This is a genomic window from Pseudomonas palmensis (genome assembly GCF_017848315.1).
Taxonomy (GTDB): Bacteria; Pseudomonadota; Gammaproteobacteria; order Pseudomonadales; family Pseudomonadaceae; genus Aquipseudomonas; species Aquipseudomonas palmensis.
The window spans coordinates 1-13,025 of record NZ_JAFKEC010000093.1 but is presented as its reverse complement, the minus strand read 5'-3'; the positions used below and the strand labels follow the sequence as shown (position 1 = coordinate 13,025).

Annotated in this window: 4 protein-coding genes; 1 reads left to right on the top strand and 3 read right to left on the bottom strand. The window is 66.2% G+C overall.

Annotation, left to right across the window (positions count from 1 at the left end; genetic code table 11):
• Positions 1-128: 128 nt before the first annotated feature.
• Positions 129-2,606 carry a TonB-dependent siderophore receptor gene (locus tag JZZ72_RS26745; protein WP_043863163.1) on the top strand — a complete coding sequence of 826 codons (2,478 nt, stop codon included), beginning with the start codon at positions 129-131 and terminating at the stop codon, positions 2,604-2,606.
• 59 nt (positions 2,607-2,665) lie between these two features.
• Here the strand turns inward: JZZ72_RS26745 and JZZ72_RS26740 are convergent, their stop codons facing one another.
• The 3 genes from JZZ72_RS26740 to JZZ72_RS26730 all read right to left on the bottom strand — a co-directional run.
• A complete protein-coding gene (locus tag JZZ72_RS26740; RefSeq protein WP_210015438.1) occupies positions 2,666-3,616 on the bottom strand; it encodes an alpha/beta hydrolase in 951 nt (316 codons plus the stop codon).
• A gap of 66 nt (positions 3,617-3,682) precedes the next feature.
• Positions 3,683-12,286 carry a non-ribosomal peptide synthetase gene (locus JZZ72_RS26735; RefSeq protein ID WP_210015437.1) on the bottom strand — a complete coding sequence of 2,868 codons (8,604 nt, stop codon included), beginning with the start codon at positions 12,284-12,286 and terminating at the stop codon, positions 3,683-3,685.
• On the bottom strand, positions 12,283-13,025 hold a 743-nt coding region (locus tag JZZ72_RS26730; RefSeq protein ID WP_210015436.1), incomplete at its 5' end, for a phosphopantetheine-binding protein. The genes JZZ72_RS26735 and JZZ72_RS26730, both read right to left, overlap by 4 nt.

The following is a 13,025-nucleotide window of genomic DNA, read 5'->3' as shown; positions in this document are numbered from 1 at the left end:
CCTGAAAGGCAATGAGAAGTTTTTTTATTTCCGGTTTTTCAGCGGTCACGCGTCTTACCCACATTCGAAAAAAACTGCTGACACTTACCTTCCCAACCACTTGAGCCAACCAAGACAAGAGCATCGCCATGCCAACACGACACTGCTTGCAGCCCCTGACCACTGCGTTGCGCCTGCGCCACGCCTTCAAAGCCACGTTGCCCGCGGTCGGGCTGGGCATGGCGTTCACCCTGGCCGCACAGGCGCAGACCCAGGAGTGGCAGCTGGACATCCCCGCCGGCCCGCTTGGCCGCTCGATCCAGGAACTGAGCCATCAGACCGGCCTGCAGATCCTGTTCAACCCCGAAGAGATCAACGGCCTGCACGCGCACGCCGTCAAGGGTCGCTACCCGCTTGAAGAAACGCTGCAGATCATGCTTCAAGGCACCGGTGTGCGCTACAGCGTGCAGGACAACGCCATCTACTTCAGCGGCGCACGCTCGGGGGCCGATGCCGACCAGATCAACCTGGAACCGTCGCTGGTGTCAGGCAAGTTCACTGAATCGGCGTGGGGGCCGGTACAGGGATATGTCGCCAAACGCAGCGCCACCGGAACCAAGACCGACACCTCGATCCTGGAAACCCCGCAGACCATCAACGTGGTCACCCAGGACGAGATGACCGCCCGCGGCGCCCTGTCCGTCACCCAGGCACTGCGCTATACCCCCGGCATCCAGGTCGAGGGCTTCTCGGCACGGGTCAAGGCCTTCGATGAACCCACCTCCCGCGGTTTCAGCCCCACGCCCATGTACCTGGACGGCCTGCACCTGCCCTATGGCGGCGGCAGTACCGGCGGTGCGCTGCAGGTCGACCCCTACCTGCTCGAACGGGTCGAGGTTCTCAAGGGCCCCGCCTCGGTGCTGTACGGCCAGAACCAGCCCGGCGGCATCGTCAACATGGTCTCCAAGCGCCCCGGTGTCGAGCCCATCCACCAGGTGGTGCTGGGTACTGGCAGCTATGATCGGCGCTACGGCGCATTCGACTTCGGCGGCAAGCTCGACGAGCAAGGCACCTTCCTGTACCGCCTCACCGGCCTGGCCAACGACAGCAACTCCGAAGTCGACTATGCCGAACAGAAGCGCATGCTGCTGGCCCCCAGCTTCACCTGGAACATCAACGACGACACCAGCCTGACCTTCTACGGCCAGTACCAGAAAGACAACGACGTGCCCGAGCCCCAGGGCCTGCCGGCAGTGGGCACGGTATTCAAGAACCCCAACGGCAAGCTCGATCGCAACACCTTCATCGGCGAGCCCGGGCTCAACGCCTACGACCGTGAACAGTACGTCTTCGGCTACGAGCTGACCCACCAGATCGACGATGTCTGGAGCCTGCGCCAGAACGCGCGCTACGCCTACGTCGATGACCGCTTCGCCGCAGTGCTGCACGGCTACAGCTTCATCGCCAACCCCGCCACGGGGGTCAACAACCAGCGCTACACCGACCGCTACGCCATCGACTGGAAGCAGACCAACAAGGTCTTTGGCATCGACAACTCGGCCCAGGCCGTGTTCAACACCGGCGACGTCAACCACACCGTGCTGCTGGGCCTGGACTACTACCACTTCAACTCCAAGTTCCTCGGCCGCTACGACCGCAACCCGCCAGGCATCGACCTCTACGACCCGCACTACGGCCAGCCGCTGGACTTCAGCCAGGCAGCCGCCAACCCCTGGGACGACACCATCACCCAGACCGGCGTCTACGTTCAGGACCAGCTGAAATGGAACCGCTGGTTCCTTACCCTGGGCGGGCGCTTCGACTGGGCCAAGATCGATTACGACCACCCGCTGTACGTCAAGCCCTCCACTACCCGCGATCAGCAGTTCTCCGGCCGCGCAGGCTTTGGCTACCTGTTCGACAACGGCATCACGCCCTACTTCAGCTACTCCGAATCGTTCCAGCCGGTGGCCGGCACCGCCAACGTGGACGGCAAGACATTCGAGCCTTCCACCGGCAAGCAGTACGAAGTGGGCATCAAATACCAGCCGCCAGGTTCTGACAGTTTCATCCAGCTCTCGGCCTACCAGATCGACAAGAAGAACGTGCTGACCAGCGACCCGGCCAACCCCGGCTTCAACAACCAGGCCGGCGCCATGCGTTCGGTGGGCTTTGAACTCGAAGGCAAGGCGGCGCTGACCGACAACCTCAACCTGATCGCCTCGGTATCACGGGTCGACGCCGAGTTCACCAAGGACAACGATGGCCTCAAAGGTCGTCATCCGGTCGGCGTATCGCCGCTGACCGCCTCGGCCTGGGTCGACTACCAGATGCCGGCAGACACCGCCCTGGTCGGCCTCGGCTTTGGCGTCGGAGTGCGTTATGTGCGCAGCAGCCCGGGCACCAGCTATGCCTGGAGCGAATTCAACGTCCCGTCGTTCAACGTGTACGACGGCATGATCTCCTACGACCTGGAACGCTCCCCGTTGCACATCAAGGGCGTGAAAGTGCAGGCCAACGTGGAGAACCTGGACAACAAACTGTATGTCACCCGCTGCAGCGGCATGTTCGAGTGCACCTACGGCCAGGGCCGCACGGTGACCGCCAACCTGACCTACGACTGGTAAATCGACACCCACGAAAAAAGGCGCCTCGGCGCCTTTTTGCGTTGAGCAGCCCGCGGACCTCAGGCCGATTGCAGCCAGTGCTCGACCTCGGCATAGATCCCCGCGACCCGCGACGAAATCCCTCCCATGCGCAGGAAATCGTGGGTCAGGCCCTGTTCCACCCGTAGCGTCACGTCGGTGCCCGAGGCCTGGAGGCGCTGGGCATAGGCCTGCCCCTCGTCGAACAGCGGGTCGTATTCGGCCAGGCTGACATAGGTACGGATCATCGGCTCGGCGTGCCCGGCCAGCAACGGCGAGGCGCGCCAGTCGCCGCGCAGGGCCGGGTCGGGGCAGTAGTGGGCGTAGAACCAGCGCAGGGTCTGGCTCTCGAGCAGGTAGTCCTCGGCATAGCGCCGATGCGAATCACGCTCGCGGGTAATGTCCGTGACCGGGTAGAACAGCAACTGCGCACTGGGCGCAAGCCGGCACAGGCCTTGCTGTGCGCTCAGTGCCAGCACCGTGGCCAGGGTAGCACCGGCGCTGTCGCCCGCCACACTGATCCGCCGGCTGTCGATAGCCAGTGATGTCGCCTGCGTCGCCAGCCAGTCGGCGGCATCCAGCGCATCGTTGACCGCCGTAGGGTAAGGGTGCTCCGGCGCCAGCCGATACCCCAGCGCAAGCACCGCATGGGTACCGCTGCTGGCCAGGCGCCGGCACACCGCATCATGCGAGTCCAGGCTGCCAACCACATTGCCACCACCATGAAAGTACAGGATCGCCGGTTGCAGGCCGGGGCCACGTCGAGCATGCCGGTACAGGCGCAGCGGCACCGCCTGGGCATCGCGGCTCGGTACACTCAGCTCGACCACCTGCAGGTCGCCTGGCGGCGCAGGGTCCAGGATACCCGAGGCCGAGGCGAAGTCGCTGCGCGCCTGCGCCACCTCCAGTTCATGCATGGGCCGGGTCTTGCCGCTCAGGCGTCCCAGTTGAACCAGCTCGAGGAAACCTTCCAGGTCAGGGTCCAGGGCCATCTTCTTTTATCCTTGCCAATCAGTGAACAGAAATGAAAAGCCGCCCTGATCGAGGGGCGGCAGGGCTCAGCCAGCAACAGTCAGGTCGTCGGTCAGTCGTCGGCCCAGGCTGGCCAGCCAGTCCGGATGCCTGAGGATGTCGTAGTGGCCGGCGGCGATGGCCAGGTCCTCGACGCTGCCGTCGATGCGTACCCCCTCGGCACGAGCACCGGCCCACCAGCAACAGGCACCCGCGGCTGTCAGCGGCAGCTGGTTCAAGCGCGTCGACAGCGCCTTCAGGTGCATGGCCACGGCAAAGGTGTGCGCCAGCTCCGCGCTCTCGACCTCGGCAAATGCCGAGCTGGGCAGCCCTGCACGCACGCTGTCGATCAGCGCGTGCAAGGTTGCCACCTCCGCACCGGCCGGCACTGCGGGCAATGCCAGATCCGCCTTCGCTGCCTGCAGCACCACGCCCAGGAAGCTTCGCAGATCCTCGCCCCAGTCAGTGTCCGGCTGCGCCGGCGAGGACGTCGGGATGAAGCTGTCGACCAGGCCAAGGAACGTCACCTGCTGCCCCTGGCTTTCCAGCTCCTGGGTCACCAGACTCGCCAGCGCACCGCCCAACGACCAGCCCAGCAGCCGGTACGGGCCCTCGGGCTGTTTCTGGCGAATGTACTGGGCATAGTCGATGGCCATCGACTGCAGCGATTCGTCCACCCAGCCAGGGTCCAGCAGCATGCGGCACTGCAGGCCGTAGACGCTGCAGCGCCCCTCCAGGCGGCGCGCCAGCGGCTCGTAGTCGAACACCGTACCGAAGCCGGCATGCAGGCAGAACAACGCAGGTCCGTGCTCGACCGGGGTGTTGAGCAACAGCAGCGGGTCGAGGTTCTGCTCCTGCAGTGTCGAATAGCCGGACAACTCGCCAATCGTCGGCCCGGCCATCACATCGCGCAGCTTGAGTTCGATGTCCAGGTCGGCGCAGGCGCGCACCCTGGACAGCATCTTCAGCACACGCAGCGAGTCGCCCCCCAGCTCGAAGAAGTTATCGTCGATACCCACGTTGTCCACTTCCAGCACGTCCTGCCAGATGCTCGCCAGCGTGCGCTCCAGCGCATTGCGCGGTGCACTCCGGGGCCGGCTGGCCAATTGCGGGGCCGGCAAGGCATTGCGATCGAGCTTGCCATTGGGCGTCAACGGCAGGGCCGGCAGCAGCATGACATGGGCCGGCACCATGTAGTCGGGCAACTCGCTGCGCAGCGCCTCGCGCAGTTGCTCCACGCCAGCGGCCTGGGCCGTGGTCACGACGTAGGCCAGCAGTTGCTTGCTGCCCTGGGTGTCACGTGCAATCACCACCGCTTCACGCACCCCCGGCTGATTGCGCAAGCGCGCTTCAACTTCGCCCGGCTCGATACGAAAACCGCGAATCTTGACTTGGTTGTCCAGGCGCCCCAGGTAATCGATCACCCCGTCGGCGCGCCGACGCACACGATCACCGCTGCGGTACAGACGGGCACCGGCGGCGAACGGATCGGCCACGAAGCGCTCGGCCGTCAGGGCCGCGCGGCGGTAGTAGCCGCGCGCAACCCCCAGGCCGCCGATGTACAACTCACCGGCCACGCCATCGGGCAGCAGGTTGAGGTCTTCGTCCAGCACATACAGCGTGCGCTGGCCCACCCGCTCGCCGATCGGTGCATACACCGCCTCGCACTGCCCGCTGGCCGGCACCTTCCACAGCATCGGCGTGACCACCGTCTCGGTCGGCCCGTAACCATTGACCAGCCACTGCGGACGCAGCACCCGCTTGACGTCTTCGAACAGCGCTTGCGGCACGGCATCGCCGCCAAAGCAATAGACGCGCACCGGTGGCGCCGGCAGGTGCTGACGCTCGGCGCACTCCACCAACTGCTGCAGGTAGGCCGGCGGGAAGCACGCGATATCGATGCGCTGTGCCCCAAGCACCTGCAAGGTTTGCTCGGCGGTCCACAGGTGGTTGTCACGCACCACCAGGCAGCCACCGGCCTGCAGGGTCGACAGCCAGCGCTCCTGCGCGCCGTCGAAGGCAAACGACATGAACAGCAGTTCGCGGGTCTTCTCGCTCATTTCATAGCGCTCGGCAATCGCGCGGCAGTGCATGCGGATCTGCCTGTGGCTGACCGCTACCCCCTTGGGCTTGCCGGTCGAGCCGGAGGTGTAGATCAGATACGCCAGGTTGTCCGGCTGCACTACCACCTGCGGGCAACCGCCCGCCTGGCCATGCAGGTCCAGGCGGTCCAGTTCCAGGGTGCAGGCCACGCCGGCGAAGCGCTGGCTCAGCGAGCTGTGGGTCAGCAGCAGGTGCATGCCAGAGTCCTCGACGATCCAGGCCAGACGCTCCTGCGGGTAGTCGATATCCAGCGGCACATAGGCCGCGCCACTCTTCATCACCGCCAGGAAGGCAACCAGCGTGTGCACCGAACGCTCGAGGGCGATGCCTATGCAGGTTTCGGCACCCGCACCCTGTGCCAGCAGGTACTGCGCCAGACGGTTGGCCTGCTCATCGAGCTGGGCATAGCTCAGTTGCTGATCGGCGCAGATCACCGCAATAGCGTCGGGACGCCGACCGGCGTGGGCCGCGATATCGTCTGCCAGCAACCCAGGGGCCGCGACAGGCAGTGCTGCCAGCTCGTTGCGCCTCTGCAGAAGCCGCGCCTGCGCCGGGGTCAGCATATCCAGGCTGCCCAGCGTGGCCTGCGGGTTGTCCAGCATTGCCCCGAGCAGGCGTTCGAAGTTGCCCAGAATGGCTGCGGTGGCCGCCTCGGTAAACCGGTTCTGCAGGTACAGGAACTCGACTGTCAGGGTCTGGCCCAGGTTCACCGCAAGGTCCATGGCGTAGTTGGTCACGTCACGGGTACTGGCCTGGCCGAACTGCAGGTCGTTGTTGCTGGTTTCCTGCAGGCGCTCGTCCACCGGGTAGTTCTCGAACACCACGATGCTGTCGAACAGCGCCTGGCCCGGTCGCCCGGCCCAGCGCTGCACATCGGCCAGTGCCGCATGCTCGTGATCACGCAGTTCCAGGTTGTGCCCCTGCAACTGGGAGAGCCAGTCGCTGACGCGCTGGTGCGGCTGCGGGGTCTGCACCACCGGCAGGGTATTGATGAACAGCCCAAGCATCTCGTCGGCACCCGCCAGCGTCGCCGGGCGCCCGGCAACGGTGGCGCCGAAGCACACGGTGCGCTGCCCGGTATAGCGCTGCAACAGCAGCAGCCATGCAGCCTGCACCAGGGTGTTCGGGGTCACCCGCAGGTGCTGGGCCTGGGTGCGCAGGTGCTCGGTGCGTGCCTGGTCCCAGCGCAGGTACAGCGCCGCGTGGCCGCCCAGCCCCAAGTCCGGCTGCGGGGCCACGTTGTCGGCCAGCAACGTGGGGCCTTCCAGCTCGGCCAGGTGGGCGCGCCAGAACTGCTCCAGTTGCCCTTGCGACTGGCGTCCCAGCCACTCGATGTAGTCACGGTAGCGTCCCACCCCGGTGTCGCTCGCACGGCCGTGGTACGCCATGAACACCTCGGCGAACAGCCGGGAGCTGCTCCAGCCATCCATCAGGATATGGTGGCAGGTCCACAGCAGGTGACTACGCTGCGCGTCGAGCCTGACCAGGGTCAGGCGCAGCAAGGGTGCCGTGGCCAGGTCGAAGCCTTCGCCAGCGTCCGCCGCAGCCAGCGCCTCGAGGTCCGACGGAGCCACCTGGCGGTCGCGCCAGTCGAGCAGACGCACAGGCAGCTCGGCGTGGCGATACACCACCTGCAACGGCTCGGCCAGTTGTGACGCGGCGCAGAAGCCGGTGCGCAGAGTCTCGTGACGAGCCAGGACGCTGCCCCAGGCCGCAATGAACCGGGCACTGTCCAGGCCATCGACCGATACCGCGATCTGGTTGATGTACAGCGCCGTCTCGGGGGCCTGCAGGGTATGGAACAGCATGCCCTGTTGCATCGGCGACAGCGGGTAGATGTCTTCGACATCGCCCAGCGCTACCGGCAGGCTGTCCAGTTGTGCCTGGGTCAGCCTGGCCAGCGGGAAGTCCGAAGGCGTCACGCCAGCCGTATCGTGTGCAATGCAATGCGCAATCAGCGCCTGGAGTTCAGCGGTATAGGCCTGGGCCAGAGTCTGGATGCTGGATTCGGCGAACATCCGATGGCTGAAGCTCCAGCTCAGGGTCAACTCGCCGCCATACACCTGGCCGTTGATCGACAACCAGTTGCCCAGCGGTGCTTCGGAGCTCTGGCTGTCACCGGCAGACTCGCGGGCCGGGGTGAAGAACCCGCCCTCCCCCTGCTCGTCGGCAAAGCTGGCGTCGAACTGGCCCAGGTAGTTGAAGGTGATGCGCGGCACCGGCAGCGCGGCCAGGGCTTCACGGGCCTGCGCGTCGCCCAGGTAGCGCAGCGCGCCGAAACCGATGCCCTTGTCGGGTACCGCGCGCAGTTGCTCCTTGATGCGCTTGATCGAGCCGTCGAGGCTGTCGACGGGGCTGAGCCTGACCGGGAACATGCTGGTGAACCAGCCCACCGTGCGGGTCAGGTCGATCTCGTCGAACAGTTCTTCGCGACCGTGGCCTTCAAGCTGGATCAGCACCTCATCGCGCCCGGTCCAGCGCGCGACCACCCGCGCCAGGGCGGTCAGCAGCAGGTCGTTGACCTGGGTGCGGTAGGCCGCCGGAGCCTGCTGCAGCAACTGGCGGGTGGTAGCCTGATCAAGCCGCGTCTGCGCCCGGGCCATATGCACGTTCTGCAGCGATCCCTGCGGGTTGTCGCAGGGCAGCTCGGCACTGGCGCCCGCCAGTTCGCTGCTCCAGTAGGCCAGTTCACCTTGCAGGTCGGCCGCGTGCGCCTGCAGGCGCTGCGCCCAGGCCTGGGTCGAGCTGGTCTTGGGTGGCAGGTTCACCACCTGGCCGGCGGCCAGTTGGGTGTAGGCGCTCTGCAGGTCTTCAAGCAGGATGCGCCACGACACGCCGTCCACCACCAGGTGGTGGATGGCCAGCAACAGGCGCTGGCTGCCATCGGGCAGGGTCGCGAGTACCGCGCGCAGCAGCTCGCCGCGCTCAAGGTCAAGGCTGCGCTGGGCCGTGTCGCACAGTGCCTGCAGCGCATCGGCATCATCCAATGTCCGGGTCCACAGCGCCTCACCTGCTGCGGTCGGAGCGCCATACTCTGCCGCCCACGCGCCATCGGCCTGCCGGGTGTAGCGCAGGCGCAGGGCATCGTGGTGGGTCAGCAGCGCTTGCAGGGCCTGATCCAGCACGGGCGCCTTCAGCGCCTGACCGGGCCTGAGCAGCAGCGCCTGGTTCCAGTGATGCTGTTCGGGTATTGCCTCGTCAAAAAAGTACTGGTGCACCGGCAGCAGCAACGCCTGACCCTGCATCGGCCCCTGGTCGATATGCTGTGCCTGTTCGCCCAGGCGGGCCACCGAAGCCAGGCCCTGCACAGTCTGGTGCTGGAACAGCGCCTTGGGGGTGAAGTGGATACCGGCCTGGCGCGCGCGGCTGACCACCTGGATCGAGATGATCGAGTCGCCGCCCAGTTCGAAGAAGTTGTCGGTCAGGCCCACCTTCTCCAGCTTGAGCACGCCGGCCCAGATCGCCGCGATGCGTTGTTCGAGCTCGCTCTGCGGTGCCACATAGGCCTGCTGCAACTGGCTCGTATCGGGCTCGGGCAGTGCCTTGCGGTCGAGTTTGCCATTGGGCATCAGCGGCAACGCATCAAGCCACAGCAGGTGCGTGGGCACCATGTATTCCGGCAGGCGGACCTTGAGATGCTCGCGCAGGCTGGCCAGTTGCTCGGGATTGGCTGCCAGCCCGTCGCTGGCCACCAGATAGGCCGCCAGTTGCCTGCCGTGGGGGCCATCGACAGCCAGCACCACCGCTTCGCGCACCGCCGGATGCTGGTGCAGGCTGGCCTCGATTTCACCCAGCTCGATGCGCAGGCCACGGATCTTCACCTGGTGGTCGGCGCGCCCGAGGTACTCGATCACCCCATCGGCGCGATAGCGTGTCATGTCACCGCTGCGGTACAGGCGCGCACCGCCCTGGGCACTGGTGTCGAACGGATCCGGCACAAAACGCTCGGCCGTCAGCGCCGGCTGGTTGAGGTAGCCACGCGCCAGCGAATCACCGCCGATGTACAGCTCGCCCCTGGCAAACGGCGTCACACCCAGCGCATCGCTCAGCACATGCAGGCGCACGTTGGCCACGGCGCGGCCGATGGGTACCGTGCCCGCCTGCAGCTGCGCCGACAGCACGTGGAAGGTGCTGTCGATGGTGGCTTCCGTGGGGCCGTACAGGTTGACCAGTTGCCCGCCCCAGCCGGCTCGAACCTGCTCGCTCAACGCGGCGGACAACGCTTCGCCGCCCATCGCCAGCAACCGTACCGAGTCCATCTGGCCCGCGCCGCGATCCGGCAGCAAGGCATGCAGCAATGACGGCGCCAACTGCAGGATGCTGATGCGCTGCTCGCTCACCTGCTGCCAGAACCGCTGCGGATCCAGCACCAGTCCCGGCTCGGCCACCACCAGTTGCGCGCCGCCGATCAATGCCAGCCAGAACTCCCACACCGAGGCGTCGAAGCTGAAGGCGGTCTTCTGCAGCACGCGGTCTTCAGGCTGCACGGCAAAGGCCTGCTGCATCCAGTGCATGTGATTGGCCAGCCCGCCATGGCGCACGGCCACACCCTTGGGCTTGCCGGTGGAGCCCGAGGTATAGATCACGTAGGCCAGGTGGTCCGGCTGCATGTGAAGCTGCGGCGCGCCGAGCTCGCAGCCGGCCAGCCAGGCAGCGCCCGGCTCCAGCATCAGGCGCTCGACAGCACTGCTGGCGGGCAACTGCACCGTCGGCTGGGTCAGCAGCAGGCCGATGCCACTGTCCTGGATCATGTAGGCCAGGCGCTCCTGCGGATAATCCGGGTCCAGCGGCACATAGGCGCCGCCGGCCTTGAGGATACCCAGCAGGCCCACCACCATTTCCAGGCTGCGCTCCAGCGCCAGCCCCACCAGTACATCCGGCCCTACCCCGCGCTCGCGCAGTCGGTGTGCCAGCTGGTTGGCGCGCTGGTCGAGCTGCCGGTAGCTCAGCGTCTGCCCGGCAAACAGCACGGCGGGGGCGTCAGGGGTGCGCTGCGCCTGGGCGGCGATCAGCTCATGCACACAGCGCTCGCGGTCAAACCCCGCCTCGGTGCGGTTCCAGGCCTGCACCTGCTGTTGCTCCTGAGCATCCAGCAACGCCAGTTCGGCGATGCGCTTCTGCGGCTGCGCGACAACGTCTTGCAGCAACTGGCGCCAATGGCTGGCCAGACGCTGGATGGTCGATGCGTCGAACAACGCGGTGGCGTAGTTCAGCGAGGCGCCGATGCCCTGTTCGGTTTCGACCGTTTCCAGGGTCAGATCGAACTGGGCGCTGTGCTGCTCCCACTCCAGGCCTTCGACCGTCAGGCCCGGCAGGCTGTGACGCGCGTTCCTGCCCTGGGTCTGGTGGTTGTACATCACCTGGAACAACGGGCTGTGGCTGAGGCTGCGCTGCGGGTGCAGCGCCTCCACCAGTTGCTCGAACGGCAGGTCCTGATGCGCCTGCGCCGCCAGTGCGGTGCGCTGCACCTGGTGCAGCAGCGCCTGGAAGGTGGTGTCCAGGTCGAACTCGGCCTTGAGCACCTGGGTGTTGACGAAGAAGCCGATCAGGCGCTCGGTCTCCACCCGGTTGCGGTTGGCAATCGGCACACCGACGCGAATCTCGGGCTGACCCGAGTAGCGGTGCAGCAACGCCTGGAAACTGGCCAACAGCAGCATGAACAAGGTCACACCCTGCTCCCTGGCCAGGCCTTTGAGGGCACCGGCCAGGCCGGGCTCCAGTTCGATTGCCAGGCTCGCGCCCGCCTGGCTCTGGATGGCCGGACGCGGCCGGTCGAGGGGCAGTTCGAGCACCGCCGGGTCGCCACCCAGTTGCTCGGTCCAGTATCCCAGCTGGCGCGTCTGCTCCCCCGCCTCCATCCAGTGGCGCTGCCAGATTGCGTAGTCGGCATACTGGATAGGCAGTGCCGGCAGCTGTACCGGCTGGCCCAGGCGATAGCCTTCGTAGAACCGGATCAGTTCCTCGACCATCACCGGCATCGACCAGCCATCGGAGACGATATGGTGCAGGGTCAGTACCAGCACATGGTCGTCGTCACCCAGCTTCAGCAGCTTGACCCGCAGCAACGGGCCGCTTTCCAGGTCGAACGGGCGCCGGGTCTCGGTTTCCACCCATTGCCTGATCAGCGCCTGGCGGTCTGCACCCGCCGGCACCTGAACCGCATCGACGTGCAATGCGAACGGTGCCGCAGCATGAATCACCTGCAAGGCCTGACCGTCAGCATGGCTGAAGGTGGTACGCAAGGTCTCGTGGCGCGCCACCAGGGCCTCGAAACTGCGGCGCAGCGCCTCCACATCCAGCGCACCCTTCAGGCGCAGCGCCGTCGGCACGTTGTAGGCGGCGCCCTGTGGCTCCAACTGCCACAGAAACCACTGGCGCTGCTGCGCATAGGACAGGCGCAGTTCATCGAACAGCGCCTTGACCGCCGGAATCGGCAGGTTGGCGGCACTGATGCCCTCGGCCTGCATGCGTTCCCAGTAAACCTTGCGCTTGTCCGGCGCCAGCATGACGAAACGCTTGGCGACGCTCTTGGCGGTATCGGTGTTCATTGAGCATCCTCCAGGTCTTCGGCAAACAGGTCCAGGCGTCGTAACGTATCTTCGAAATCCACACTATTTCCTTGGTCCAGCTGCTCGCAGAACGCGGCCAGAACGGGGTATTGGAAGAGCACCTGCGGCTCCACCTTGAGACCGAGCGACAACTGCAGGCGCGACAGCACCGACAGCACCAGCAGCGAGTGCCCGCCCAGCTCGAAGAAGTTGTCGGTCAGGCCCACCTGCTCCACCTGCAGCACCTGCGCCCAGATCGCCGCCACCTGCTGCTCGCGCTCGCTGTGGGGCGCCACATAGGCCTGCTGCAACTGGTTGGCATCGGGCCTGGGCAGTGCACGGCGGTCCAGCTTGCCATTGCCGGTCAGCGGCCAGGCCTCTAGGAACATCAGGTGTGCCGGCACCATGTAGTCCGGCAGCACGCCCTTGAGGTGCTCGCGCAGGCCGGTGCGCAGTGCGCTTTGCTGCGCCGCCTCCACCGGCCCGGCAGCCAGCAGGTAGGCCACCAGTTGCTTGCCGGTGGCGCCGTCGATATCCAGCACCACCGCCTCGCGGATCGCCGGGTGCTCCTGAAGCCTGGCCTCGATCTCGCCCAGTTCGATACGGAAGCCACGGATCTTCACCTGGTGGTCGATGCGCCCCACGTACTCGATCACCCCGTCGCCGCGATAGCGCGCCAGGTCGCCGGTGCGGTACAGCCGCCCGCCCCCCTGCACGCTGCGGTCGAACGGGTCGGGCA